This is a genomic window from Streptomyces sp. NPDC008150 (genome assembly GCF_042956945.1).
Classification (GTDB): domain Bacteria; phylum Actinomycetota; class Actinomycetes; order Streptomycetales; family Streptomycetaceae; genus Streptomyces.
The window spans coordinates 251,479-276,447 of record NZ_JBIBHJ010000014.1 but is presented as its reverse complement, the minus strand read 5'-3'; the positions used below and the strand labels follow the sequence as shown (position 1 = coordinate 276,447).

General features: G+C 73.5%; 23 protein-coding genes. 15 read left to right on the top strand and 8 right to left on the bottom strand.

Annotated elements, in window-relative coordinates:
* The first annotated feature begins 336 nt into the window (after positions 1-336).
* A complete protein-coding gene (locus ACFZA0_RS30095) occupies positions 337-942 on the top strand; it encodes a suppressor of fused domain protein (RefSeq protein WP_391022743.1) in 606 nt (201 codons plus the stop codon).
* 88 nt (positions 943-1,030) lie between these two features.
* On the opposite strand, the gene ACFZA0_RS30090 is transcribed toward ACFZA0_RS30095, so the two are convergent.
* Positions 1,031-2,287, bottom strand: a complete 1,257-nt coding sequence (locus ACFZA0_RS30090; protein ID WP_391022741.1) for an MFS transporter — start codon at positions 2,285-2,287, stop codon at positions 1,031-1,033.
* Positions 2,288-2,444: 157 nt separating this feature from the next.
* On the opposite strand from ACFZA0_RS30090, the gene ACFZA0_RS30085 reads away from it, so the two are divergent.
* From ACFZA0_RS30085 to ACFZA0_RS30075, 3 genes are all read left to right on the top strand, one after another.
* Complete coding sequence (locus tag ACFZA0_RS30085; RefSeq protein WP_391022739.1) at positions 2,445-3,086, top strand: DUF6758 family protein; 642 nt, start codon at positions 2,445-2,447, stop codon at positions 3,084-3,086.
* A 125-nt stretch (positions 3,087-3,211) separates the two neighbouring features.
* Positions 3,212-4,075, top strand: coding sequence for a PHP domain-containing protein (locus ACFZA0_RS30080; protein ID WP_391022737.1), 864 nt, complete (start codon positions 3,212-3,214; stop codon positions 4,073-4,075).
* A 51-nt stretch (positions 4,076-4,126) separates the two neighbouring features.
* Positions 4,127-4,732, top strand: a complete 606-nt coding sequence (locus tag ACFZA0_RS30075) for a MarC family protein (RefSeq protein ID WP_391022736.1) — start codon at positions 4,127-4,129, stop codon at positions 4,730-4,732.
* Between the two features lie 117 nt (positions 4,733-4,849).
* Here the strand turns inward: ACFZA0_RS30075 and ACFZA0_RS30070 are convergent, their stop codons facing one another.
* On the bottom strand, positions 4,850-5,002 hold the full coding sequence (locus ACFZA0_RS30070) for a hypothetical protein (protein WP_356941744.1): 153 nt from the start codon (positions 5,000-5,002) through the stop codon (positions 4,850-4,852).
* A 222-nt stretch (positions 5,003-5,224) separates the two neighbouring features.
* Here ACFZA0_RS30070 and ACFZA0_RS30065 point away from each other — a divergent pair, with 222 nt between their 5' ends.
* Positions 5,225-6,118 carry an NYN domain-containing protein gene (locus ACFZA0_RS30065; RefSeq protein WP_391022734.1) on the top strand — a complete coding sequence of 298 codons (894 nt, stop codon included), beginning with the start codon at positions 5,225-5,227 and terminating at the stop codon, positions 6,116-6,118.
* A 9-nt stretch (positions 6,119-6,127) separates the two neighbouring features.
* On the opposite strand, the gene ACFZA0_RS30060 is transcribed toward ACFZA0_RS30065, so the two are convergent.
* Both ACFZA0_RS30060 and ACFZA0_RS30055 read right to left on the bottom strand, forming a co-directional pair.
* The gene (locus ACFZA0_RS30060; protein ID WP_391022732.1) at positions 6,128-7,045 is read right to left on the bottom strand and encodes an alpha/beta fold hydrolase; all 918 of its coding nucleotides are present in this window, start codon (positions 7,043-7,045) and stop codon (positions 6,128-6,130) included.
* Positions 7,046-7,178: 133 nt separating this feature from the next.
* Entirely contained in the window at positions 7,179-9,539 is a 2,361-nt protein-coding gene (locus tag ACFZA0_RS30055) for a DEAD/DEAH box helicase (protein WP_391022730.1), read from the bottom strand.
* Between the two features lie 472 nt (positions 9,540-10,011).
* Here ACFZA0_RS30055 and ACFZA0_RS30050 point away from each other — a divergent pair, with 472 nt between their 5' ends.
* Positions 10,012-10,749, top strand: a complete 738-nt coding sequence (locus ACFZA0_RS30050) for a ferritin-like fold-containing protein (RefSeq protein WP_391022728.1) — start codon at positions 10,012-10,014, stop codon at positions 10,747-10,749.
* A gap of 102 nt (positions 10,750-10,851) precedes the next feature.
* On the opposite strand, the gene ACFZA0_RS30045 is transcribed toward ACFZA0_RS30050, so the two are convergent.
* The 4 genes from ACFZA0_RS30045 to ACFZA0_RS30030 form a co-directional block, all read right to left on the bottom strand.
* Positions 10,852-11,121 (bottom strand): hypothetical protein, encoded by a 270-nt coding sequence (locus ACFZA0_RS30045; protein ID WP_391022726.1) that lies wholly within the window; start codon positions 11,119-11,121, stop codon positions 10,852-10,854.
* Between the two features lie 281 nt (positions 11,122-11,402).
* Positions 11,403-11,630: a DUF3107 family protein gene (locus tag ACFZA0_RS30040; protein ID WP_391022801.1), complete on the bottom strand. Its 228-nt coding sequence runs from the start codon at positions 11,628-11,630 to the stop codon at positions 11,403-11,405.
* Positions 11,631-11,763: 133 nt separating this feature from the next.
* The gene (locus tag ACFZA0_RS30035; RefSeq protein ID WP_391022724.1) at positions 11,764-12,408 is read right to left on the bottom strand and encodes a TetR family transcriptional regulator; all 645 of its coding nucleotides are present in this window, start codon (positions 12,406-12,408) and stop codon (positions 11,764-11,766) included.
* Positions 12,409-12,682: 274 nt separating this feature from the next.
* Positions 12,683-12,895 carry a hypothetical protein gene (locus ACFZA0_RS30030; protein WP_391022722.1) on the bottom strand — a complete coding sequence of 71 codons (213 nt, stop codon included), beginning with the start codon at positions 12,893-12,895 and terminating at the stop codon, positions 12,683-12,685.
* A 300-nt stretch (positions 12,896-13,195) separates the two neighbouring features.
* Here ACFZA0_RS30030 and ACFZA0_RS30025 point away from each other — a divergent pair, with 300 nt between their 5' ends.
* The 9 genes from ACFZA0_RS30025 (at position 13,196) to ACFZA0_RS29985 (ending at position 24,964) form a co-directional block, all read left to right on the top strand.
* Positions 13,196-14,227: an alpha/beta fold hydrolase gene (locus ACFZA0_RS30025; RefSeq protein WP_391022720.1), complete on the top strand. Its 1,032-nt coding sequence runs from the start codon at positions 13,196-13,198 to the stop codon at positions 14,225-14,227.
* Positions 14,228-14,798: 571 nt separating this feature from the next.
* The gene (locus tag ACFZA0_RS30020) at positions 14,799-15,749 is read left to right on the top strand and encodes a DUF3152 domain-containing protein (RefSeq protein WP_391022718.1); all 951 of its coding nucleotides are present in this window, start codon (positions 14,799-14,801) and stop codon (positions 15,747-15,749) included.
* Between the two features lie 57 nt (positions 15,750-15,806).
* Entirely contained in the window at positions 15,807-15,899 is a 93-nt protein-coding gene (locus ACFZA0_RS30015) for an Ms4533A family Cys-rich leader peptide (protein ID WP_391022716.1), read from the top strand.
* A gap of 171 nt (positions 15,900-16,070) precedes the next feature.
* Complete coding sequence (locus tag ACFZA0_RS30010) at positions 16,071-17,792, top strand: ABC transporter substrate-binding protein (protein ID WP_391022715.1); 1,722 nt, start codon at positions 16,071-16,073, stop codon at positions 17,790-17,792.
* Positions 17,793-17,794: 2 nt separating this feature from the next.
* Positions 17,795-18,946, top strand: coding sequence for an ABC transporter permease subunit (locus ACFZA0_RS30005; protein WP_391022713.1), 1,152 nt, complete (start codon positions 17,795-17,797; stop codon positions 18,944-18,946).
* Positions 18,947-18,996: 50 nt separating this feature from the next.
* Positions 18,997-20,004, top strand: a complete 1,008-nt coding sequence (locus ACFZA0_RS30000) for an ABC transporter permease subunit (protein ID WP_391022799.1) — start codon at positions 18,997-18,999, stop codon at positions 20,002-20,004.
* Complete coding sequence (locus ACFZA0_RS29995; protein ID WP_391022712.1) at positions 20,001-21,644, top strand: dipeptide ABC transporter ATP-binding protein; 1,644 nt, start codon at positions 20,001-20,003, stop codon at positions 21,642-21,644. The genes ACFZA0_RS30000 and ACFZA0_RS29995 overlap by 4 nt, the downstream gene beginning before the upstream one ends.
* 198 nt (positions 21,645-21,842) lie before the next feature.
* Positions 21,843-23,729 (top strand): DUF3492 domain-containing protein, encoded by a 1,887-nt coding sequence (locus ACFZA0_RS29990; protein WP_391022711.1) that lies wholly within the window; start codon positions 21,843-21,845, stop codon positions 23,727-23,729.
* Complete coding sequence (locus ACFZA0_RS29985; RefSeq protein WP_391022710.1) at positions 23,726-24,964, top strand: hypothetical protein; 1,239 nt, start codon at positions 23,726-23,728, stop codon at positions 24,962-24,964. Before ACFZA0_RS29990 ends, ACFZA0_RS29985 begins: the two co-directional genes overlap by 4 nt.
* Positions 24,965-24,969: the final 5 nt, after the last annotated feature.

Below are 24,969 nucleotides of genomic sequence, written 5' to 3'. Positions count from 1 at the left end.
GGTGAACCGTCGTCCGGGCGGAATTCCGGACCGGTCACGGTGCGAGTGCGAGAGGCGGCAGCGAAGAGGAGAACGGCGGCTGCGTCAGCGGTCGGAAGAGCGGGTGGTACTGCACGGTCGACTTCGGTCCATGCCAGCCCACCTCCTCCGGCCGGTCCCCCGTGAGGGACGATCAAATCCCCCGCGGGAAAGCCCGCGCGGGAGAGCCTCGTCAGTGTCGGGAGCTCGATCGCGACGCTTCTGCGTGCTGCCCCGAAACCACCGGCCAAGAGTAACAGCAGCGCCTTGTGTCAAGGCGCCGCTTTGCCTTGAGCTGACGAGTTCTATGCTCGCCGGATGGTTGAAGTTCTCCCCCTGGTGGAAGCAAGGCTGCGCACCGCGCTGGGCGAACCGGACGCGCGCGCGGCGGTCACCTTCCTCGGCACGGACCGCGTCGAGGTGCTCCGGTTCGGCGCGGCGGACCCGGCGGGGGAGGGCGGCCCGGTCGTCCGCTACGCCACGCTCGGCATGTCCGCGCTGCCCATGACCGACCCGACCGCGGTGCTCGCCGACCCCGTCCAGGGCCCGCGCGCCGAGCTGCTCCTGTCCGTGCGCGCGGGTCTCGCCGACACCGACAAGGTGCTCCGCCCGCTCGCCGTGCTCGCCGCGTCGCCGCAGGTCGAGGGGCTGGTGGTGGCACCGGGCGCGTCGCTGGACGTGGGGGAGCCGCTGTGGCCGGGGGCGCCGTTCACCTCGGTGCTCGTCGGCGAGCCGGGCGGTCTGGTCGAGGACCTGGAGCTGGACGCGCCGATGGACCCGGTGCGCTTCCTGCCGCTGCTGCCGATGACGCCGAACGAGGCCGCGTGGAAGCGCGTGCAGGGCGCGCAGGCACTTCAGGAGCGGTGGCTGGCACACGGAACGGACCTGCGGGATCCCTCCCGCAGGTCCGTTCCGCTGGACTAGCCACCGGCCCGCTCCGGCGTGACGCACCTCACCGTGCGCCGCCCGCCTCCGCCGCCTGCCCAACCCGCAGGTGGCGGGGGTGGGTTGCTCAGTTCCCGGCGAAGACGGTGACCGAGTCCTCCGTCGCGTGCCGGGTCTCCAGCTCCTCCGCGTCGTGCGTCAGCGCCCGGCGCCGGACCACGACCACGAGGGCGCCGGCCAGCGCGGTGCAGCCCGCCACCACGAACGGGACGTGGATGTTGCTCCAGCCCTCGATCTTCGGCGCGAGGAACGGGGCCGCGGCGGCGGCGAACCAGCGCACGAAGTTGTAGCCGGCGCTCGCCACCGGGCGCGGCGCGTCGGACACGCCGAGCGCGAGCTCGGTGTAGACGGTGTTGTTCACGCCGATGAAGGCGCCGGACAGGATCGTGCAGACGACGGCGGTGGTGTGGTCGCCGTACCCGAGGACGACCACGTCGGCCGCGAGCAGCACGAGGGAGCCGCCGAGCACCTTCAGCGAGCCGAACCGCGCCTGAAGGCGCGGCGCGACGAGCACCGAGAACACCGCGAGCAGCAGACCCCAGCCGAAGAACACCGCGCCCGACCTGTACGGGGTCATGTCCAGCACGAACGGCGTGAAGGCCAGCACCGTGAAGAACGTGTAGTTGTAGAAGAACGAGGAAACGGCGGCGGAGGCGAGACCGCCGTGGCCCAGCGCCCTGATCGGGTCCAGCAGCCCCGTCTTCGTGGCGGGCCTCGGCTGCTCCTTGAGGAACGCCGTGATGCACAGGAAGCCGATCGCCATCAGCACGGCGGTGCCGAAGAACGGGTAGCGCCAGCTCGCGTTGCCGAGCAGCGCGCCGACCAGCGGGCCGCAGGCCATGCCGAGGCCGAGCGCCGACTCGTACAGCAGGATCGCCGCGGCGCTGCCGCCGGCCGCCGCGCCGACGATCACGGCGAGGGCGGTCGACACGAACAGCGCGTTGCCCAGGCCCCAGCCGGCCCGGTAGCCGACGAGCTGCGCGACCGAGTCCGAGGTGCCCGCGAGCCCCGCGAAGACCACCACGAGCGCGAGTCCGGCCAGCAGGGTCTTCTTGCCGCCGATGCGGCTGGAGACGAAGCCGGTCACGAGCATCGCGACCGCGGTGATGAGGAAGTACGACGTGAAGAGCAGCGACACCTGGCCGGCGGTGGCGTCGAGGCCCGACGCGATGGACGGCAGGATCGGGTCGACGAGCCCGATGCCCATGAATGCGACGACGGAGGCGCCCGCCGTCGCCCACACCGCCTTCGGCTGACGCAGCAGACCGCCCGCGCCCGCGTCGAACGGGTCGCCCGCGGCGTAACCTCCCGAACCTGTTTGCATGCCGTGCTCCGTTTCCCGCAAGGATCGTTGTCGTTTACACACAATAAGTTAGATGGGCTAAAGAGTGCAAGCTACATCTAGTTTCCGCCGGTGAGGGCCCTGGGTGGTGCCGTGATCGTCCTTGACGGGACGGAGCGCGGGGAGGACCGTGGCTGTCATGAGGGGCGAACCCAGTTGCCCGAGGTGCGGTGGCCGGGTCACGGCTCCCGGTCTCTTCGCCGAGTCCTGGCAGTGCGCCGCCCACGGCGCCGTACACCCCCTGCAGCCTGTGATCCCGCCCAGCGTGGAAGCCCTCGGAGTCGTCGTGCACCGCACGCAGGTACCCGTGTGGATGCCCTGGCCCCTGCCGGTCGGCTGGCTGTTCACCGGTGTGGCCTGCGCGGGCGACGACCGCAGCGGCGGCCGGGCCACCGCCGTCGCCTGCACCGGCCCCGGACCGCTCGGCGGAGTCGGTGAACTGATCCTGGTCGCCGAGGAACTGGGCGTCGGCCTAGGCCCCCGGTACGCGGGCATCAGCGGCCTCGACCCCGGCCCGTACCTGGACGTGGAGAAGCCGCCCCAGGCCAAGGTCCTCGCCGCGGGCCGCCCGACCCCGCTGTGGCACGTCGCCGGCGCCCCCGCCGACCGTGCCGTCTTCGCGGGGGAGGCGCTCGGGCTGTGGCTGTGGGCGGTGGTCTGGCCCGAGCAGTCCGGCCTGCTGATGTACGACGAACTCGTGCTCACCGACCTGCGCGACGCCGGTGCCGAGGTCGACCTCGTGCCGTGCGGGGCGCTGTCGCCGCGACTGCTGGAGACCTGACCGGAGGCGTGCCCCGGCCCGCGCTGTAGGGGGCTCCGGGGCCCAGGGGGTGTGACAGGTCCCGTGCGTCCCTCCCGTTACACTGAACCGTCCCCCGCTGTCCCGCTCGTCTGGAGTCCCGCGTCGTGCGCATCGACCTGCACACCCACTCCACCGCCTCCGACGGGACGGACACGCCGGCCGAGCTGGTGCGCAACGCCGCCGCGGCCGGTCTGGACGTCGTCGCGCTCACCGACCACGACACCACGCGCGGCCACGCCGAGGCGGTCGCCGCCCTCGCCGAGGGGCTCACCCTGGTCACCGGCGCGGAGCTGTCCTGCCGCGTCGACGGCGTCAGCATGCACATGCTGGCCTACCTGTTCGACCCCGAGGAGCCCGCGCTGCTCGCCGAACGGGAACTGGTCCGCGACGACCGGGTGCCGCGCGCCCGGGGCATGATCGCCCGGCTGAACGAACTCGGCGTCCCCGTCACCTGGGAGCAGGTCGCGCGCATCGCCGGGGACGGTTCCGTCGGCCGCCCGCACGTCGCGACCGCGCTCGTCGAGCTCGGCGTGGTCCCCACGGTGAGCGACGCCTTCACCGGCCAGTGGCTCGCCGACGGCGGCCGGGCCTACGTGGGCAAGCACGAGACCGACCCGTTCGACGTGATCCGCCTGGTCAAGGACGCGGGCGGGGTCTGCGTCTTCGCCCACCCCGGTGCCGCCAAGCGCGGCAGCACCGTGCCCGAGGAGACCATCCTCCGCATGGCGGCGGCCGGCCTCGACGGCATCGAGGTGGACCACATGGACCACGACGGGCCGACCCGCGAGCGGCTGCGCGCCCTCGCGAAGGAGACCGGCCTGCTCACCACCGGGTCCAGCGACTACCACGGCAGCCGCAAGACCGTCGGCCTCGGCGAGTACACCACCGACCCCGACATCTACGCCGAGATCACCCGGCGGGCCACCGGCGCGTTCCCGGTGCCCGGCGCGGGCGGAACGCGCGTCTGACGTTCCCGCCCGCCCGCTCGCCCTTCTTCACCCGCAAGGCCTCTCTCACCGATGTTCGACGTCGCCGTCTTCGGCTCGCTCTTCCTGACCCTCTTCGTCATCATGGATCCCCCCGGGATCACCCCGATCTTCCTCGCGCTGACCGCGGGGCGGCCCGCCAAGGTGCAGCGCCGGATGGCCTTCCAGGCCGTGTGCGTGGCCGGCGGCGTGATCACCGTCTTCGGGCTCCTCGGCCACCAGATCCTGGACTACCTGCACGTCTCCGTGCCCGCGCTGATGATCGCGGGCGGGCTGCTGCTCCTGCTGATCGCCCTCGACCTGCTCACGGGCAAGACCGACGAGCCGAAGCAGACCAAGGACGTCAACGTCGCGCTGGTGCCGCTCGGCATGCCGCTGCTCGCGGGCCCCGGCGCGATCGTGTCCGTCATCCTCGCGGTGCAGAAGGCGGGCAGCGTGGCCACGCAGGTCTCGGTGTGGACGGCGATCCTCGCCATCCACGTCGTGCTGTGGTTCGTGATGCGCTACTCGCTGCTGATCATCCGTGTCATCAAGGACGGCGGCGTGGTCCTGGTGACCCGCCTCGCCGGCATGATGCTCTCCGCCATCGCCGTGCAGCAGATCATCAACGGCGTCACGCAGGTGATCCAGAACAGCTAGGGCCCGCCCCCGGGGCGCGGCCGGCGGGCGCCGAAGTGTGCCGCTTTCGTATACGTCGAAGCCCCCGTCCGGCAGCGGTGCCGGGCGGGGGCTTCGAAAAGTCGGAGGCGGATCCTGTTATGAGGCCGAGGTGTCGGCCGGGCGGATCCAGAGCCGCTGCCCTATGGCGGCAGCCTGCTGAACGATCCGGTTGACGGAGGCGGCATCCACGACGGTGCTGTCCACGGTGGTGCCGTCGACCTCGTCGAGACGCATGATTTCGAAGCGCATGGCTTCTCCCTTCGTCTGGTCATCCTCCTGAGGAGAACTACTGGTGATGGCGCAGAGGACGTCGGTGCCCCTGTTCCTGACTCATTCAACGGTCCGCGTGTTACGAACATTCCCTACGCTAAGGAAATTTTTCGGTTGGCTAATTAACAACCGTTCGTGCACCGGCCGTGACGGAACGGGACCGGTTGTGCCCCCGGTACGGCCCCCTGGACAATGAGGGGGATGAACGACGACCCCACGGCGCTGACGGCCCGCCTCGACCGCATGACGGATCTCCTGGAGCGGGTGCTCGCCGAGGTCGCCAAGACTCCCAGTACCCATGCGATCTTCGTCGATGCCGGATACCTGTACGCCGCCGCGGGCCGGCTGGTCGCCGGGACCGAGGACCGGCGCGCCTTCGAGCTCGACACCGAGGGCCTGATCGAGGCCCTCATCGACCGCGCCCGCTCGATCTTCGCCGACAGCAGGCTGCTGCGCGTCTACTGGTACGACGGCGCCCGGCGCCGCATCCACACCGCCGAGCAGCAGTCCATCGCGGAACTGCCCGACGTCAAGGTGCGCCTGGGCAACCTCAATGCCAACAACCAGCAGAAGGGCGTCGACTCGCTGATCCGCTCCGACCTGGAGTCGCTCGCCCGCCACCGCGCCATCAGCGACGCGGCACTCCTCGGCGGCGACGAGGACCTCGTGTCGGCGGTCGAGGCCGCGCAGGGGTACGGCGCCCGGGTCCACCTCTGGGGCGTCGAGGCGCCCGAGGGCCGCAACCAGGCCGACCCGCTGCTGTGGGAGGTCGACAGCCAGCGCACCCTCGACCTCGACTTCTTCAAGCCGTACGTGACCCGGCGCACCACCGCGGGCTTCGAGGCGACGGCGACCCGGCCGGGCCGCGACGACGTCCGGTTCGTGGGCGCGCAGATCGCCGCGAAGTGGCTCTCCGAGCGGGGGCTCGACGCACTGGCCGAACTGATGCCCGGACACCCGTACCTGCCGGGCTCGGTCGACCAGGATCTGCTGGTGGAGGCGGAGGGGCTGCTCCAGTACTCGCTGCGCGGCCAGTCCGACCTGCGGCGCGTCCTGCGCGACGGGTTCTGGGACCACCTGCGCACCCAGTTCTGAGGCCGCGGCTCAGCCGCGCACACCGTCCCAGAAGTCGGCGAGGGCCCCGGCCGTGGCCTCGGGCCGGTCGGTGTTCGGGGAGTGCTCGGCGCCCTCGACGACCGTGCGGTGCGCCCCGAGGCGCAGCGCCATGTCGTCCAGGAGCGGCACGGGCCAGGTGTCGTCGCGCGCGCCCGACAGCACGTGGCAGGGCGTCCCCGTCGCGGCCAGCTCGGCGACGCGGTCCGGTTCGGTGCACAACTGGCCGCCGGTGGCGAGGAGTTGCGCGGGCCGGGTGGTCAGCCAGCGGCGCCGCAGGTCGCCCCCGTGGCCGTCGTCGCCGTCGGTGCCGGTGTCGAGCGCGACCACGCCGCCGACCGTGGGCGCCGCGGTCCCGCCGGGCGGGACCGCCGTCGCCTCCATGGCCTGCATGACGTCCCAGACCTCCGCCATGCTCATCACCGAGAGCGCGTCCCGCAGCAGCTTCACGCGCTCCTGCTGGGAGGCGGAGATCTGCGCGGGCCCCGACGACATCAGGGTGAGCGAGCGGAACGGCGCGGTGTCCAGGAGCAGGGCGGCGCGGGCCATCTGGCCGCCCAGGGAGTGCCCCAGCAGATGCAGCGGGGCGCCCACCGCCGCAGCCTGCGCGAGCACGTCCCGCGCCAACTCGGCCTGCGCGTAAGCGGATTCGTCGTCCTCCGGGCCGTCCGACTCGAACTGTCCGCGACCGTCCACGGCGACCGTGCGGTAGCCGCGCGCGGCGAGCGGGGGATGCAGCGGGTGGAAGTCCTCCTTGCTGCCGGTGAACCCCGGCAGCAGCAGCACGACCCCCTTCGGGGCGACACCCTCGGCGGCGGGGGACTCGACGGCGGCGAACGTCCCGCGCGGCGTGCGCAGCGGGAGCGCGCGGCAGCCGGGCGGAAGGGCGAAGGTGGGCGGCCTGCTCATGGGCCGAGGCTATCGGGCGCCGGACACCGCGCCCGCCCGACCCGAAGGCCCGGCGCGAACGCCGACGGCCCGGTCCGCACGAGGCGGGCCGGGCCGTCGGGAGATCCGGTGCCGGTCACGGACCGGCGCCGTGTCAGGTGTTCTCGGACTCCGGCGCCGCCGCGGCCTTGCGGGTGCGGCGGGCGGGCTTCTTCGGCTCGGCCGCCTCCGCCTCGGGCTGCGCCGCCTCGGGGGCGACGGCGGCCTTGCGGGTGCGGCGGCGCGGCTTGGCCTCCGCGGCGTCGGCGGTGCCCTCGGCCGTCTCGACGGCGGCCTCGGCGGCCGGTGCCGCGGTCTTGCGGGCGCGGCGCGGCCGGGTGGCGGCCGGAGCCGCCTCCGCGACCTCGGCCTCGGCCTCCGGTGCGGCGGCGGTCTTGCGGGCGCGGCGCGGCCTGGTCACCGCGGCAGCGGCCTCGGTGCCCTCCGCCGTGTCCACGGCGGCCTCGGCCGGAGCCGCGGTCTTCCGTGCCCGGCGGGGCTTGGCGACCGGTGCCTCGGCGACGTCCGTGCCGGCCTCGGCCTGCGGGGCCTCGACGGCGACGGCGGCCTTGCGGGTGCGGCGGCGCGGCGTGGCCTCCGCGGCGTCGGGGGTGCCCTCGGCCGTCTCGACGGCGGTCTCCGCGGTGGTGGCCGTCTGCGCCGGGATACCGGCGGTGGCGGCCTTGCGGGTGCGGCGCGGCCGGGTGACGGGGGTGGCCTCGACGGCCTCCGCCGTGTCCACCGCGCTCTCGGCCGGCTCGGCGGCGACGGCTGCCTTGCGGGTGCGGCGGCGCGGTGCCGTCACCGGGGCGACGGCCTCGGCGGCCGGCTCGGCGACGGCGACCTCGGCCTCGACGACCGCGACGGTCTCGGCGGGCGCGCTCGCGGCGGCCTTCCGGGTCCGGCGGCGGCGCGGGGCCGGCTCGGCGGTCTCGGCGGCGTCCGCGACGATGCCCTCGGCAGCGGCGACGGCGGCCTGTGCGGCCTCCGGCACCACGGCGTCCACGGCCTCGGCGGCGGGCGCCTGCGTCACGGCCTGCTGCGGGGCGCCGTTGCGGGTGCGGCGACGGCGGCGCGGCGTACGCGGCCCCGCGGTCTCCTCCACGCCGTCCGCGGCGGGAGCGCCACGGGTCTCGGCGGGCGCGGTGCCGGTGACGGCGGCGTCGCCGTTGTCACCGCCGCGGGTGCGGCGGCGACGGCGCGGGGTGCGCGGCTCCGCCGGACGCTCCTGCTCCTCGGCGCGGGGTCCGCCCCGACGGCCGCCGCGCGGTCCGCCGCGGCCACCGGTCTCGCCCAGGTCCTCGACCTCCTCCGCCGCGAGCCCGGCGCGGGTGCGCTCGGAACGCGGCAGGACACCCTTGGTGCCCGCGGGGATCTTGAGGTCCTCGAAGAAGTGCGGGGACGTGGAGTACGTCTCCGGCGGGTCGTTGAAGTCCAGCTCCAGCGCCTTGTTGATCAGCTGCCAGCGCGGGATGTCGTCCCAGTCGACGAGGGTGACGGCCGTACCCGAGGCGCCCGCGCGGCCGGTGCGGCCGATGCGGTGCAGGTACGTCTTCTCCTCTTCCGGCGACTGGTAGTTGATGACGTGGGTCACGCCCTCGACGTCGATGCCGCGGGCGGCGACGTCGGTGCAGACGAGGACGTCGACCTTGCCGTTGCGGAAGGCGCGCAGCGCCTGCTCGCGGGCGCCCTGGCCGAGGTCGCCGTGGACGGCGCCGGAGGCGAAGCCGCGCTTCTGGAGCTGCTCGGCGATGTCGGCGGCCGTGCGCTTGGTGCGGCAGAAGACCATCACCAGGCCGCGGCCCTCGGCCTGGAGGATGCGCGCGACCATCTCCGGCTTGTCCATGGAGTGCGCGCGGTACACGAACTGCTTCGTGTTCGCGACGGTCCTGCCCGCGTCGTCCGGCGACGTCGCGCTGATGTGCGTGGGCTGCGACATGTAGCGGCGGGCCAGGCTGATGACGGCGCCCGGCATGGTGGCCGAGAACAGCATCGTCTGGCGCTTGGCCGGAAGCATGTTGACGATGCGCTCGACGTCGGGCAGGAAGCCCAGGTCGAGCATCTCGTCGGCCTCGTCGAGGACGAGCGACTTGATGTGCTTGAGGTTGAGCTTCTTCTGGCCGGCCAGGTCCAGCAGGCGGCCCGGGGTGCCGACGACCACGTCGACGCCCTTCTTCAGGGCCTCGACCTGGGGCTCGTAGGCACGGCCGCCGTAGATCGCGAGGACGCGGACGTTGCGCACCTTGCCGGCGGTCAGCAGGTCGTTGGTGACCTGCTGGCACAGCTCGCGGGTGGGAACGACGACCAGCGCCTGGGGTGCCTCGGTGAGGGCGTCGGCGCTCGCGCGGCCGGCCTCGACGTCGGCGGGAACGGTCACCCGCTCCAGGAGGGGGAGGCCGAAGCCGAGCGTCTTGCCCGTGCCGGTCTTCGCCTGTCCGATGACGTCCGAGCCCGCGAGGGCGACGGGGAGGGTCATCTCCTGGATGGGGAAGGGGTTGACGATGCCGACGGCTTCCAGGGCCTCGGCGGTCTCGGGAAGGATTCCGAGTTCACGAAACGTCGTAGTCAGGGTGCTGCCTCTTCTGTGAGTGCGGTGCGAGGCGAACGCGGGGGTCGTGTCGTCAGACCGTGCCGGGGACGTCGGACGCCCCTGCGGGCGGTCCGAGTGGCACGGGACCACAGCCGACGCTCTAGCGCTCGTACCGCTGAGGGATCCCTCCGGTCGTCGTACGCGTGGTGCCGTACGGCGTGGGAGGGCTGTCGGGTCGGAGCCGATCGGGCCACCGACCGGGCATCCTCATGCATGCGGCCCGACGAATATTCGGCAGGCGCATTACCACCATACCCCGGAATCGCGCACATGCGACGGCCGAACAGGTCACGTAGCCGTCGTCACACTGACTGAGCAGGGACTTCCGCGTTGCGCCGGGCGGGCTATTGTGCGCTTCATGACGACCCCTGACAACGCTCCCGACGTCCCGCCCGCGGCCACCGGGATCGCCGCCCAGGACTGGGCCACGGCCGCCGTCGATCCCCACTACCGCGCCGCGGTCGTGGACCTGCTGGGCGCGCTCGCGTACGGCGAGATGGCGGCGTTCGAACGCCTCGCGGAGGACGCGAAGCTCGCGCCGACCCTGGGGGACAAGGCGGAACTCGCGAAGATGGCGTCCGCCGAGTTCCACCACTTCGAGCGGCTGCGCGGCCGGCTCGCCGAGATGGGCGAGGAGGCGGAGGCGGCCATGGAGCCGTTCGTCGCCGCCCTGGACGGCTTCCACCGGCAGACGGCGCCCTCCGACTGGCTGGAGGGCCTCGTCAAGGCGTACGTCGGCGACGCGATCGCCAGCGACTTCTACCGCGAGGTCGCCGCCCGCCTCGACTCGGACACCCGCGCGCTCGTGCTGGCCGTCCTCGACGACACCGGGCACGCCAGCTTCGCCGTGGAGAAGGTGCGCGCGGCCATCGAGGCGGACCCGAGGGTGGGCGGCCGGCTCGCGCTGTGGGCCCGCCGGCTGATGGGCGAGGCGCTGTCGCAGTCGCAGCGCGTGGTCGCGGACCGCGACGCCCTGTCGACGATGCTCGTCGGCGGTGTCGCGGACGGCTTCGACCTCGCCGAGGTGGGCCGGATGTTCTCCCGCATCACCGAGGCGCACACCAAGCGGATGGCGGCGCTGGGCCTCGCGGCCTGAGGCCACGCCTCCCGTCTCCCCGGACATCCCCCGAACACGCCCGCGCGGGGCCCGAGTTGAGGGCCCCGCGCGGGCGGTGCGGTACGAGTGGGCGTGCTGCCGTCAGGCCGTCACGGAACGCCTGCGCAGCCGCCCGGCGGGGCGCAGCAGCAGCGACAGTGAGGCGGCGCCGACCACGGCGGCGCCGACCAGGCTCAGCAGGAAGCTCCCCGGGCCGAACACGCTGTGCGTGACGAACGAGCCGAAGAGCGCGCCGGCGACACCGGTCGACAGCACCAGTGAACGGGCCGGCAGCCGGTGCGAAAGCCGGCGTGACGCCGCCCAGGCCAGGACGAGGCCGAGGACGGCGGAGCTGAGCGCTTCCAAGATCATGAAGGGTTCCCTCCCACACGGCGGTCCTGCACATCACGGACGTAGCCCGTCATACCCGGGGGTCGCGGAACGCAACCCTCCTCTGTGCGCGTCGTGTGCTCCATCTGTGCACGGAACGGGGCGGGGCGCGGGCCCCGCGAGCCGCCCGCGAGGGCCGTTCGAGGAGGCCTCAGGGGAGGGGCTCGGGGAGGGGTTCGGGACGGGTGCCGGGAACGCGGAGGAGGGGGTCCGCGGCCTCGTCGGCCGCGGACCCCCTCCTCGTGCGTCTGTCGTGCCGGCGGCTAGAGCGCGCCGAAGCCCACCTTGCGGGGGGCCGCCTCGCCGAGCTCGACGTAGGCGAGCCGGTCGGCCGGGACGAGGACCTTGCGGCCGTGGTCGTCGACCAGGCTCAGGAGCTGCGCCTTGCCGGCCAGCGCGTCGGACACCGCCTTCTCGACTTCCTCGGCACTCTGACCGCTCTCAAGAACGATCTCGCGGGGCGCGTGCTGCACGCCGATCTTGACCTCCACGGCCATGTCCCTCCGACGGTCCTCAGTGCGCGGCCTGCCGCGCCGTACCCAGCACACATTAGCCCGGTGAGGGGACGTACACGCTCCGCCGGGGAACGCCAGGAGCGAACACCGGGGGAGCGGGAGGCGTGGGTCAGTGGTGCTGCTCGCTGCCGTGCAGCGGGAAGCCGGCGATGCCCCGCCAGGCCAGGGAGGCGAGGAGCTGGACGGCCTGGTCGCGCGGCACGCTGCGGTCGCTGTGCAGCCAGGAGCGGGCCACCACCTGCGCGAGTCCGCCGAGGCCCGAGGCCAGCAGCATCGACTCCGCGCGCGAGAGGCCGGTGTCCTCCGCGATGACCTCGCAGATCGCCTCGGCGCACTCGTTCGACACCTTGTCGACGCGCTCGCGCACCGCGGGCTCGTTCGTCAGGTCCGACTCGAACACCAGACGGAAGGCGCCGCCGTCGTCCTCGACGTACGCGAAGTACGCGTCCATGGTGGCCATCACGCGCTGCTTGTTGTCGGTCGTCGACGCGAGCGCGGTGCGCACGGAGGCGATCAGTGACTCGCAGTGCTGGTCGAGGAGGGCCAGGTACAGGTCGAGCTTGCCGGGGAAGTGCTGGTAGAGCACCGGCTTGCTGACGCCCGCCCGCTCCGCGATGTCGTCCATGGCGGCGGCGTGGTAGCCGTGCGCGACGAAGACTTCCTGGGCGGCTCCCAGCAGCTGGTTCCGGCGGGCACGGCGCGGCAGCCGCGTACCCCGCGGGCGTGCCGCCTCTGTCTGCTCGATGGCTGTCACGCCGCCTCCCAAGATTGTCCTCATGCGGTGTGCGCCGCGCCGCCATCGTACTTTTCGGTAACCCCGGCGTGGGCGGTGCGAGCGGAGAATTTCACGGACCGGACGGCATCGAAAACGGCATGAAACGCCGTGAACGTGACGCGGTGGACACCGCCCGGACCGTCCGGCGGAGTGCGCCCCGGCGGACCGTCCGGGCCGGCGTCACCGCGCGGGCGGTACGCGCGGACGGCCGGTGCGGTGTCCTCGGCGCGGCCTCACCGTCCTCGCCGGGCCGTCACCGGTAGTCGTCCTCGTCGTGCGCGACGACCCGGGACTGCTCCACGACGTCGGCCTCGTCCGCCTCGACCGGGTCCGTCGCCGGTTCCTCGTCGCCCGTCGGGGCCAGGTCCGTGTTCTGCTCGGCCGCGTCGGCGGCGGGCGCCTCGACGTCGAGTCCGGTGGTGTCCTCGTCCGGATAGGTCCCGGGCTCGGTGGGGTCGGCGGTCATGCGTGGGCTCCCTTCGTACGGATGTCCCTGAACCAGCAGGGGTCACTGCCGGGTGCCCTCATTACGAGCGTAGGAGACACCCGTTCCGCACGCCATGCGGTCCGCGTCGGGCGGTACGCGCGCGGGAGGGCGGCGGTCGGGGCGCGGCGGACGTCGCCGGTCCGGGTGACGTCCGCGGGGGCCCGCGGGGAGGGCGGCGGCCCGCCGACGTCCGAGACCCCCGGAATGCCCGGGAATGTCGTCCGGTCTGTGACACCGAACACACGATCCGCAGGCGTGATCGTCTCGTAACATTGCGGCATGTCCTCGACCGAGCCGTCCGTACCGGCCTCCAACGTGCTCCCGAAGGTGTCGCCCGTCAGGGTCGAAGAGGGAGAGCGGCTGCGCTCGGTGGGCCTGCCGGGCATCACGCTCACCGTGCGATCGAGGCCCCCCGAGGAGGAGGGCGCGCCGCCCGCGCTGTACGTGCACGGGCTCGGCGGCTCCTCGCAGAACTGGTCCGCGCTGATGTCGCGCCTCGCCGGCGACCTCGACAGCGAGGCGCTCGACCTGCCCGGCTTCGGCGACTCGCCGCCCCCGGACGACGGCGACTACTCGGTCACCGGGCACGCGCGTGCCGTCATCCGCTACCTCGACGCGGCGGGCCGCGGCCCCGTGCACCTCTTCGGCAACTCGCTCGGCGGCGCGATCACCACCCGCGTCGCCGCCGTCCGCCCCGACCTGGTGCGCACCCTCACGCTCGTCTCGCCCGCGCTGCCGGAGATCCGCGTCCAGCGCTCCGCGGTGCCCACGGGGCTGCTGGCGGTGCCCGGTGTCGCCGCCCTGTTCACCCGGATCACCCGGGGCTGGACGGCGGAGCAGCGGGTGCGCGGCGTCACGGAGCTCTGCTACGGCGACCCCGCGCAGGTCACGCCGGACGGGTTCCGCGCCGCCGTAGAGGAGATGGAGCGCCGGCTCCGACTGCCGTACTTCTGGGACGCGATGACGCGTTCCGCGCGCGGCATCGTCAACGCGTACACGCTGGGCGGCCAGCACGGGCTGTGGCGTCAGGCGGAGCGTGTCCTCGCGCCCACGCTGCTCGTCTACGGCGGCCGTGACCAGCTCGTCTCGTACCGCATGGCGGCCAGGGCGGACCGCGCCTTCCGCGACTCCAGGCTGCTGACGCTGCCCGACGCGGGTCACGTCGCGATGATGGAGTACCCGGACACGGTGGCCGGCGCGTTCCGCGAACTCCTCGCCGACGTGCGGGAACGCGAGACCGCGGGCGACGTCGTGCCGTCCGCCGCCCCCCACGCCGACGACCGCGTGTCCGCCTCGGGTTCGGGGGGCTGAGGGGCGGGTGGGACGCCACAGCCGGCGCGGGAAGGACACGGTCGAGGGCGGCGGCCCGGTGGTTCCCGATGCCGCCGAACGGGGCGCGCCGCCACCGGCGTTCCCCGGTCAGCGGACCGTTTCGGGCCGCCCCGGGCCGAAGCAACCGCCGCCTAACCAACCAGGGTTCGGAACACCGCCGTTGGGCGTCCCGAGGCTGCAACAGGACACACCCGCAAGGGGGTTGCCGAGGGCCGGGAGTGCGGGGCCCGTGCCGGGCCGTCCCGCGGCGGGTCCGCCGGACCCGGGTGCGGGCGGACGGGGGCGGGTGGCCGGCGGGCCCGGGACCGGTGGTGTACCCCGGGTCAGGGGCGGGCACCCGGAGCAGCGTGAACAAGGCGGCGCCTGGGGCGCGTTCGAGGTCGGGCCGGGTGAGGTGCGCGGCGGTCGGTCCGCGCGTCCCGGCGCACGTGCGGGTGCCGGGATAGCCGGCGGTCCCGTCGGAGCGGTTCCGCGGCGGCGCCCGAGCGGCGCCCGCGGCCCCCGGCAGGACTACCTCGACGCCTTCGACGCCCTCGACGAGGAAGACGACGTGTTCGCACCCCGGTCCGGCGCCCCCGCGCGCGCCACCGCACCCCACGACCCGGCCACCGGCCCCTACGACGACGACCTGCCCCCCGGCGCCCTGATGACCGACGCGGCCGACGACGGCCCGCCTCCCGCGAGGGCGCCGGGCACCGGCCGCGGCGGCAGGGGCCGCGCGTTCACCGGCATCGCCGCCGCCGCGGTGGTCACGGTGCTCGCCGTGATCGTCGCCGGGCAGGTCGCCGACGGCCGCGACGGCGACACCGCCGCGTCCCGGAGCGCCGCCGGGCAGGGCGGCGCGCCGCCCGCCACGAGCGCCGCGCCCTCACCGTCGCCCACGCCGCTCACCGCCGAGCAGACGTACGCCCTGGAGATGGCCGTCACCTATCCGCTGAGCCCCACGCTCGCGGGATCGGGGAAGTTCGACGCGGTCCCCGGCAGCGACAGGGCGCCCGGCACCGGGGAGAAGTACACCTACCGGGTCGACGTCGAGCGCGGACTCGGTCTGGACGGGGAGCTGTTCGCCGAGGCGGTGCAGAAAACCCTGAACGACGACCGGAGTTGGGCGCACAACGGGGAGCGCACCTTCGCCCGCGTCTCCACCGGCGACCCCGACTTCGTGATCACTCTCGCCAGCCCCGGCACCACCGCCGTCTGGTGCGAGAAGTCCGGGCTCGACACCACCGTGGACAACGTCTCCTGCGACTCCGCCCTCACCGAGCGCGTCATGATCAACGCGTACCGCTGGGCGCAGGGCTCGACGACGTACGGGGACGCCGCGATCCACGCCTACCGGCAGATGCTGATCAACCACGAGGTGGGCCACCGCCTCGGACACCACCACGTGAGCTGCGAGGAGGACGGCGAACTCGCCCCCGTCATGCAGCAGCAGACCAAGTTCCTCGACCACGACGGCATCCACTGCCTCGCCAACCCCTGGCCCTACCCCACGAGTTGACAAATTGTCCCCTATGTCCCTTTGACATCGGGGAAAAGTTCATTCATATTCCTGCTCATGTCGTCCGTACACGCCTCCCGGAGCGCCGCCATCGAGCTGGCGCTGTTCGGCGTGACCGCGCTCTGCGTGGCCGACATCGACTGTCGCTGACGTCCGCCTCCGGCGTTCTCGTCACGACCCCCACCCCGTCGCTCCCGCGCGCATCCGGCGCGCCGCGACGCGCTGCACGGCCCACGGTGACCGAACGCCGGGGCGGACGTCTGTGCCCGTCCGTCTCACATTCCGTCGTTTCGTCTCGCCCTTCGAGAGGTCGTCACTCCGATGCGTCAACCGTCCGTCATAGCGCGCCGCCTGGCAGCAGCGGCATCCGTCACCCTGGTCGTGGCAGCGGGCGCCGCCGCCTGCGGCCCCGAGGACAGCGGTGCCGAGGGCGCCGGCGGTGACTCCACCCCCCACAAGGGCGGCACGCTGACCGTCCTGAACTCCAACCCGCAGCAGGACTTCGACCCCGCGCGGCTCTACACCTCCGGCGGCGGCAACGTCCCCTCGCTCGTCTTCCGCACGCTGACCACCCGCAACCGGGAGAACGGCGCGGCCGGTTCGAAGGTCGTCCCCGACCTCGCCACCGACACGGGCACGCCGAGCGAGAACGCGACCGTGTGGACGTACCACCTGAAGAAGGGCCTCAAGTACGAGGACGGCACCGCGATCACCGCGCAGGACGTCAAGTACGGCATCGAGCGCTCCTTCGCCTCCGAACTCTCCGGCGGAGCGCCCTACTTGCGCGACTGGCTGGTCGGCGCCGCCGACTACCAGGGCCCGTACAAGGACAAGGGCGGCCTCGACGCGATCGAGACGCCGGACAGCACCACCCTCGTCTTCCACCTCAACAAGCCCGAGGGCGACTTCCCCTACCTGGCCACGCAGACGCAGTTCGCGCCCGTGCCCCAGAGCAAGGACACCGGCACCAAGTACGAGGAACACCCCGTCTCCTCGGGCCCGTACAAGGTCGTCGAGAACCAGAACGACGGCGAGCGCATCATCCTGGAGCGCAACACGTACTGGTCCGCCTCGACGGACGCCGAGCGCAAGGCCTACCCGGACAAGATCGACGTCCGCTCGGGTCTCGACTCGTCCGTGATCAACCAGCGGCTGTCCGCCTCGCAGGGCACCGACGCCGCCGCCGTCACCACGGACACCAACCTCGGCCCGGCCGAGCTGGCCAAGACCAGCAGCGACAAGGAACTCTCCGCGCGCGTCGGCACCGGCAAGTTCGGCTACACCCAGTACCTCGCGTTCAACCCGACGGTGAAGCCCTTCGACAACGCCAAGGTGCGCCAGGCGATCTCGTACGCGCTGGACCGCTCCTCGGTCGTCAACGCGGCCGGCGGCTCCTCGCTCGCCGACCCCGCCACCACCTTCCTGCCCGACCAGCCGTCGTTCGGCTACAACGCCTACGACCTCTACCCGGCGGGCAAGACCGGCAACGCGGCCAAGGCCGAGGAACTGCTGAAGGAGGCCGGTTACGCGAACGGCCTGACCATCACCCTCACGCACTCCAACGAGTCCACCACGCAGTCCGGATCCGAGATCGCCACCGCCGTCCAGGACGCCCTGAAGAAGGCCGGAATCACGGTCAAGCTCAAGGGACTCGAAGCGAACGACTACTCCGAGCAGACCCAGAGCGGCACCTCGGAGCCCGGCTTCTTCATCACCGGCTGGGGCGCCGACTGGCCGACCGGCGGTCCGTTCCTCGCCCCGATCTTCGACGGCCGCCAGATCGTCAAGGACGGTGCCAACTTCAACACCGGCCTGCTGAACGACAAGTCGGTCAACGCCGAGATCGACGCCATCAACAAGCTGACCGACCCGGCGGCCGCCGCCGAGCGCTGGGGCGCCCTCGACAAGAAGATCGCCGAGAAGGCCCTCGTCGTGCCGCTGTTCCACCCCGTCTACAAGCGCCTGTACGGCAAGGACATCAAGAACGTCGTGATCAGCGACTGGACCGGCGTCCTCGACATCTCGCAGGTCGCGGTCAAGTAACCATGACCGAGGCCCTCCTGGCCCCCCACGCCGCCGGGACGGACAGCACCGTCCCGGCGGCCTCGGGAGCCCGACAGTTCTGGTGGCGGCTGCGCGCCCAGCGCCCCGCCCTCGTCGCGGCGGCCGTCGTCGCCCTCCTCGTCCTGGTCGCCCTCCTCGCGCCGGTGCTCACCGCGCTGGAGGGCCAGGACCCCACGACCTACCACCCCTCGCTCGTCGACTCGGCCCGCGGCGGCGTCCCGGTCGGGACGCTCGGCGGCATCGACGGCTCCCACTGGCTCGGCGTCGAACCGCAGACCGGACGCGACCTGTTCGCCCGGCTCGTGTACGGCGCCCGGGTCTCCCTCGGCGTCGCCCTCTCGGCGACCGTGATCGAGGTCGTCATCGGTGTCACGGTCGGCCTCGCCGCCGCCCTCGGCGGACGCTGGATCGACCAACTCCTCAGCCGTCTCACCGAGATCACCATCGCCATGCCGTTGATGATCATGGCGCTCGCGCTGCTCGCGGTCGTCCCCGACGGTGTTCCCCGGCCCGTCCTGGTCACCTTCGTCATCGGCCTGATCGCCTGGGGCTTCATCGCCAAGCTGGTGCGCGCCCACACGCTCACCCTGCGCGAACTCGACCACGTCGCCGCCGCCCGGCTCAGCGGCTGGGGCTCCTGGCGGATCGCCCGCCGCGAACTCCTGCCCGGCCTCGCCGCGCCCGTGATCACCTACGCCGCCCTGCTGGTGCCGGGCAACATCGGCGTCGAGGCGGCGCTGTCGTTCCTCGGCGTCGGCGTGAAGCCCCCGACCCCGTCCTGGGGCCAGATGCTCACCGCCGCCGACGTCTGGTACGAGGCGGCGCCGCAGTACCTGCTGCTGCCCGCCGGCGCGCTGTTCGTCACCGTCCTCGCGCTGACCGTCCTCGGTGACGGTGTACGCGTCGCCCTCGACCCGCGTGCGGCCTCGCGGCTGCGGATCGGGACGGGGCGGAAGGGCGAGGCGAAGGCGGAGGGTGCGGAGACACCCGACTCGGCTGACAGGGATGGGCGTTCGGCCGGGGTGCCGAGGTCCGCAGCGGCACCCGGCTCGCCCGCGGCACCCGCGGGCGGTGCCGCGGCGCCGGCCGCCGGCCCGTCCGCGGCCGACTCGCGGAAGGAGGAGGGCGCGTGAGCACTACCGGCACCGCCGGCCGCCTCGGCGGCCTCTTCCGGTTCGACGGTCTGCGGGGACTCGGCGGCTTCGGCGGGTTCGCGCTGCGGCGCCTCGTCGGCGCGGTCGTCACCCTGCTCGCCATCTCGGTGATCATCTACGTCGTCTTCTACGTCACCCCCGCCAACGTCGCGCAGATCACCTGCGGTCTGCGCTGCTCGCCCGCGCAGGTCCACCAGGTCTCCGAGCAACTCCACCTCGACGACCCGCTGTACGTGCGCTACTGGCACTTCCTCCAGGGCATCCTCGTCGGTCAGGACTACTCCACCGGCACCGCGGTCGGCCACTGCTCGGCGCCCTGCCTCGGCTTCTCGTACCAGAGCGACCAGCAGGTCACCCAGCTGATCCTGACCAAACTGCCGGTCAGCCTCTCCCTGGTGGCCGGCGCGATGGTGCTGTGGCTCGTGCTCGGCGTCGGCACCGGTGTGCTCTCCGCCTGGCGGCGCGGCCGGTTCAGCGAACGCGCCCTGACCGCCCTCACCCTCGCCGGCACGGCCACCCCGGTCTTCGTCGTCGGCCTGGTGCTGATGATCGTGGTGTGCGGCCAGCTGCACCTGCTGCCGTTCCCGCAGTACGTCAACCTCGCGGACGACCCCGAACAGTGGGCGTGGAACCTGGTGCTGCCCTGGTTCTCGCTCGCCCTGATCGAGTCCGCCACGTTCGCCCGGCTGACCAGGGCGACCATGCTGGAGACCCTCGCCGAGGACCACATCCGCACCTTCCGCGCGTACGGCGTCGGCGAGCGTTCGATCATCGGACGGCACGCGCTGCGCGGCGCGACGGCGTCCCTCATCGCGCTCAACGCCAACACGGTCGGCTCGGCCGTCGGCGGCGCGGTGCTCACCGAGACGCTCTTCGGACTGCCCGGCGTGGGACAGGAGTTGGTGCACGCCGTCGCCGTCGTCGACCTCCCGGTCGTCGTCGGGATGGTCCTGGTCGTCGGATTCTTCGTGGTTGTCGCCAACGCCGTCGCGGATGTGCTCTTCGCGGTGGCCGACCGACGGGTGGTACTGGCATGAGCGGCGTGAACGGCCCTACCGGAAAGGCCCTCGGGGAACAGGCGGACGGCGTCGTGGACGCACCGCTCGTCGACGTCCGCGACCTCACCGTCCGGTTCGGCGCCCTGCGCGCCGTCGACGGGCTGTCCTTCCGGCTCGCCAAGGGGGCCGCGCTCGGCCTCGTCGGCGAGTCCGGATCGGGCAAGTCGACCGTTGCGTCAGCCCTGTTGGGGCTGCACCGGGGAACCGGCGCCACCGTCCACGGCACCGTCCGCGTGGCCGGCACCGACATCGCGTCGTGCACGGACGAGGAACTGCGGCGCGTGCGCGGCGCCCGCGCGGCCATGGTCTTCCAGGACCCGCTGTCCTCCCTCGACCCGTACTACGCGGTCGGCGACCAGATCGCCGAGGTGTACCGGCTGCACACGAAGGCGCCGCGCCGGGCCGCCCGCGCGCGGGCGGTCGAGGTGCTGGACCGCGTCGGCATCCCCGACGCCGCACGGCGGTCCCGGTCCAGGCCGCACGAGTTCAGCGGCGGCATGCGCCAACGCGCCCTCATCGCGATGGCGTTGGCCTGCGAACCCGAGCTGCTGATCGCCGACGAACCGACCACCGCGCTCGACGTCACCGTCCAGGCCCAGATCCTCGACCTCCTGCACACCCTGCGCGAGGAGACCGGCATGGGGCTGCTGCTCGTCACCCACGACGTGGGCGTGGCCGCCGGCAGCGTGGACGACGTCCTGGTCATGCGGCACGGCCGCGCCGTCGAACACGGCTCCGTCCGCACGGTTCTGAGCGCCCCCGCCCAGCCGTACACCCGGGAACTGCTCGGCGCCGTCCCGCGCGTGGACGCGCCGCGCGCCCCCTCCGGGCCCGTCGGCGAGGCCGTCCTGAGCGCCACCGGCCTCGGCAAGGTCTTCGGGCGCGGCCGCAACGCCGTCGCCGCCGTCGACGGCGTCTCCCTCACCGTCCACCGCGGCGAGACCCTCGGTGTCGTCGGCGAGAGCGGCAGCGGCAAGACCACCCTGGGGCGCATGCTCGTCGGCCTGCTGGAGCCGAGCGCCGGCCGGATCACCCCCGGCGGGGGAGTCCGGCCCGACGTGCAGATGGTCTTCCAGGACCCGGTCTCCTCCCTCAACGCCCGCCGCAGCGTGGGCGAGTCGATCGCCGACCCGCTGCGCGCCCGCGGCGAACGGGACGAGTCGCGCATCCGCGAGCGCGTCGGGGAACTCCTCGAACGCGTCGGCCTCGACCGGGCCCACTACGGGCGCTACCCGCACGAGTTCAGCGGCGGGCAGCGTCAACGCGTGGGCATCGCACGGGCGTTGGCGGCCGAACCGACCGTCGTCGTGTGCGACGAGCCGGTCTCCGCGCTCGACGTCACGACACAGGCCCAGGTCGTCGCGCTGCTCGGCGAACTCCAGCGCGAACTCGGGCTCGCCCTGGTCTTCATCGCCCACGACCTCGCCGTCGTGCGGCAGGTGAGCGACCGGGTCGCGGTGATGCGCGGCGGCCGCGTCGTCGAAGAGGGACCCGCCGACAGTGTGTACGAGAACCCCCGCGACGCGTACACCCGTCAGCTTCTCGCCGCCGTACCGGCCCTCGACCCGGAGGTGGCCGCCGAACGGCGGGCCCGCCGACGGGCCCTGTCGGCGGCGTGACAGCACGCCGGGGGCGGCTCCCGTGACCGCCTAGCCTCGCGAAACGCAACCCGCGCGGGAAAGTTACGACCGTTCACCCCTTCTGGTGGCGCGACGGACAACCGTCCGTCGCGCCACCACTGTGTCCGCATACGTTCGTCCCGCTGCGAGCCGCCGGGCCAACGGCGGCTCCCCACAAGGGAGATCGGGGGTGCACTCGTGCGCATAGGACTGCTTACGGAGGGTGGCTATCCGTACGTGAGCGGTGATGCCGGACTCTGGTGCGACCGGCTCGTGCGCGGGCTCGCGCAGCACGAGTTCGACATCTACGCCCTCAGCCGCACCGAGCGGCAGGAGGACGCGGGCTGGGTCGACCTGCCGTCGGGCACCGGGCACGTACGCACCGCGCCGCTGTGGCACGCCGAGCCCGACGGGATCGTCCACGGCCGGCGCGCCCGCCGACGCTTCGCGACCCACTACGGCGACCTCGCGACCGCGCTGTGCGCGGCGGGGCCGGTACTCGGGTTCGCGCCGGACGCCCCGGGCAACGCGAACACCACCGGTGCCGACGCCGCGGGGGCCGGCCGGAACCGTGGTCGCACGGGCGGACGGGTCTACTCGGCGGAGGGCGCCGCGGAACTGGCGGACCGTTTCGCCGGTGGGCTCTACGGCCTCGCCGAACTCGCCCGCGACGAGGGCGGACTGGTCGCCGCCCTGCGCTCCGAGTCCGCCGTGCGCATCCTCGAACGCGCCTGCCGCGCCCCCGGCGCCCGCCAGGCGGTGCGCACGGCACGCGTGTCCGACCTCCTCACCGTCGCGGCCCACCTGGAACGCGTCCTGCGCCCCCTCTCCCTCGACTGGTACGAGGACGACGGTCTCGGCGCGGCCGATCTCTGCCACGCGACGGCCGGCGGTGTCGCGGCCCTGCCCGGACTGCTGACCCATCACTTCTTCGGCGTACCGCTGCTGGTCACCGAGTACGGCGTCCGGCTGCGCAGCCACTACCTGGCCTCCACCGCCACCGACGCGCCGCCCGCCGTGCGGTCCCTGGTCGCCGCCTTCCACAGCCGCCTCGCCACCGAGGTCTACCGGCGCGCCGCCGTCATCACGCCGGGCAACACCCACGCCCGTCGCTGGCAGGAACGCTGCGGCGCCGACCGCGCGAAGCTGCGCACCGTCCACCCCGGCATCGACGCGGCCCCGTTCACCGGGGTCGGCGAGGCGTCCGGCGCGGCGGCCGACCCGGACACCCTCGTCTGGGTCGGGCCGGTCGAACCCGCCAAGGACCTCGTCTCCCTCCTGCACGCCTTCGTCGAGGTCCGCCGGGCGGTGCCCGACGCGCGTCTGCGCATCGTCGGCACGCCCGCGGGCCCCGAGGGCGCCGCGTACCTGGAGCACTGCAAGGTGCTGGCCGCCCAGCTCTTTCCCGCCGGCCGGAACGGGCGCGGCGCGTCCGTCCGTCCCGCGGACCCGTCCGCCGGCCCGTCGCGTCCATCGTCGCCCTTGCGTGCCTCGTCTCCCTCGGGTCCCTCGTCTCCCTCGGGTCCCTCGCGTCCTTCGCGTCCTCTCGACCTCGTCCGCGCCGGCAGCCCCGTCGTCTTCGACGAGATCGGCGGATGGGAGGCGCCGACCCGGCCCGACGCCTACGCGCTCGGCGCGGTCGTCGTCCTCTCCAGCGTCGTGGAGGGGTTCCCCGCGGGCCTCGTCGAGGCCATGCTCTGCGCCCGTGCCACGGTGTCCACCGACGTCGGCGCCGTCGTCGAGGTCGTCGGCGGCACCGGCCTCGTGGTGCCGGCCCGCAACCCCCGCGCCCTCGCCGAGGCGTGCGTCGACCTCCTGCGCGACCCGGAACGCCGGGCCCGCCTCGGCGCCGCCGCGCGCGCCCGCGCCCTCGAACTGTTCACCATCGAGCAGAACCTCACGGCATTTCACGGCATTTACCTCGACGTCGTCTCGCACAGCCCCCGGCGCCCGCCCCTCGTCGACGACGCCGACGGGCCGCACCCGTTCGCCGTACCGGCGGAGGCCCGGGTGCCCGGCGGCTGGCCGGGCCCCCGCGCGTCCCTCGCCGCCCGCGGCGCCATGACACCGGAGGTGGCCCGATGAGCGGCCGCGGTGGACCCGACCGGCCTTCGTCGTCCGTGCCGTTCCCGTCCGGTGAGGCCGGGGACGGCACCGCCCGGGGCGCCGACGGCCTCGACGGGGCACGGCGCGGCCCGGCCGCCGCGGCCCGCACGGCACTCGCCGACCCGTTGGCGGGACGCGGCGGAGCCGACCCCGTCAAGGCGCTGATGCACCGTCACCGGGAACTGTGCGAGAAGGCCGTCGACCCCCTGGAGATCGCGGCGGGACTGGAGGCCCACGGCGTCACCGACCGCACGGCCGCCCGCTTCCGGCACCGCGACGTCTTCTCCCTCGCCGAGGAGATGTACGCCCGCGTCACCCGCCCCGAGTCCCCCGCCCCAGCCACCCGCCCCGACACCCCCGCGCCCGCCCGGCTCGGCTGGACCGTCCGCACGCTGCTGCCGGGCCTGTTGTGCGCGGCGGCCGTCACCGGTCTGCGCCTCACCCACGGCCGCCCCTGCCTGATGGCGACCGCCGCCGGCATCCTCGCGGTCGCCCTCGGGGTGCGGGCCGCCCTGCGGCGCGGCCCCCTCGGCGCCCCGGCCACCCCGCCCGGGACGACCACCTGGACCTGCTGGCTCGTCGGCTACGCGCTGCTCGGCGACGGGCTGCTGTCCGCCGCCGTGCGCGGCGGTCCCGACGGGCTGCCCGACGGGACCCCGGGCACTCCCTGGACGCTCACCCCCGCACCGGTGCTCGCCCTCGCGTTCGCCTTCGTCCCGGCGGCCTGGTGCGCCCACCTCTTCGCCGTCCACGCCCGCCGCAGGCTGACCGCCAGCCACGGTCTGCGGGACTTCACCGCCTCCGTGCGCCCGTTGCTGTTCGGCACGTTGGCCCTGTTCCTGTGCTCCCTCGTCCTCCTGCTCGCCGCGAGCGGGGCGGTGCTCGGCACCCCCGCCTACTACGCCCAGGGCATCGCCCTCGGGTCCCTTCTCCTGCTGGCCCGCCTGCTCACCGTGCACGGCGCCCCGCACACCCCGACCGCCGTCCTCACCGCCACCGGCGCGGTCCAACTCGTCGCGCTCTCGACGGTCTTCGCCGGCCGCCTCCCGGGCTGCGCCTTCCTCGCCGTCCCGGTGCGGTCCGTCGTCGATGCCTGGGGCCCCGGCGGCGTACCGGCCCTGACCTGCGGTGCGGCGGCCCTGGTCCTCCTGACCCACGCGGACCGCACCCTCACCAGGGCCTCGTCCCACGCGCGAACGCCCGCGGGGCGATGAGGCTC

Coding starts and splice junctions, on each gene's coding strand:
- ACFZA0_RS29995 (WP_391022712.1), top strand. CDS start 20,001: ATGAGCGGCGTGAACGGCCCTACCGGAAAGGCCCTCGGGGAACAGGCG.
- ACFZA0_RS30095 (WP_391022743.1), top strand. CDS start 337: ATGGTTGAAGTTCTCCCCCTGGTGGAAGCAAGGCTGCGCACCGCGCTG.
- ACFZA0_RS30075 (WP_391022736.1), top strand. CDS start 4,127: ATGTTCGACGTCGCCGTCTTCGGCTCGCTCTTCCTGACCCTCTTCGTC.
- ACFZA0_RS30050 (WP_391022728.1), top strand. CDS start 10,012: ATGACGACCCCTGACAACGCTCCCGACGTCCCGCCCGCGGCCACCGGG.
- ACFZA0_RS30055 (WP_391022730.1), bottom strand. CDS start 9,539: ATGACCCTCCCCGTCGCCCTCGCGGGCTCGGACGTCATCGGACAGGCG.
- ACFZA0_RS30060 (WP_391022732.1), bottom strand. CDS start 7,045: ATGAGCAGGCCGCCCACCTTCGCCCTTCCGCCCGGCTGCCGCGCGCTC.
- ACFZA0_RS30045 (WP_391022726.1), bottom strand. CDS start 11,121: ATGATCTTGGAAGCGCTCAGCTCCGCCGTCCTCGGCCTCGTCCTGGCC.
- ACFZA0_RS30090 (WP_391022741.1), bottom strand. CDS start 2,287: ATGCAAACAGGTTCGGGAGGTTACGCCGCGGGCGACCCGTTCGACGCG.
- ACFZA0_RS30070 (WP_356941744.1), bottom strand. CDS start 5,002: ATGCGCTTCGAAATCATGCGTCTCGACGAGGTCGACGGCACCACCGTG.
- ACFZA0_RS30085 (WP_391022739.1), top strand. CDS start 2,445: ATGAGGGGCGAACCCAGTTGCCCGAGGTGCGGTGGCCGGGTCACGGCT.
- ACFZA0_RS30010 (WP_391022715.1), top strand. CDS start 16,071: ATGCGTCAACCGTCCGTCATAGCGCGCCGCCTGGCAGCAGCGGCATCC.
- ACFZA0_RS30025 (WP_391022720.1), top strand. CDS start 13,196: ATGTCCTCGACCGAGCCGTCCGTACCGGCCTCCAACGTGCTCCCGAAG.
- ACFZA0_RS29985 (WP_391022710.1), top strand. CDS start 23,726: ATGAGCGGCCGCGGTGGACCCGACCGGCCTTCGTCGTCCGTGCCGTTC.
- ACFZA0_RS30015 (WP_391022716.1), top strand. CDS start 15,807: ATGTCGTCCGTACACGCCTCCCGGAGCGCCGCCATCGAGCTGGCGCTG.
- ACFZA0_RS30005 (WP_391022713.1), top strand. CDS start 17,795: ATGACCGAGGCCCTCCTGGCCCCCCACGCCGCCGGGACGGACAGCACC.
- ACFZA0_RS30030 (WP_391022722.1), bottom strand. CDS start 12,895: ATGACCGCCGACCCCACCGAGCCCGGGACCTATCCGGACGAGGACACC.
- ACFZA0_RS30065 (WP_391022734.1), top strand. CDS start 5,225: ATGAACGACGACCCCACGGCGCTGACGGCCCGCCTCGACCGCATGACG.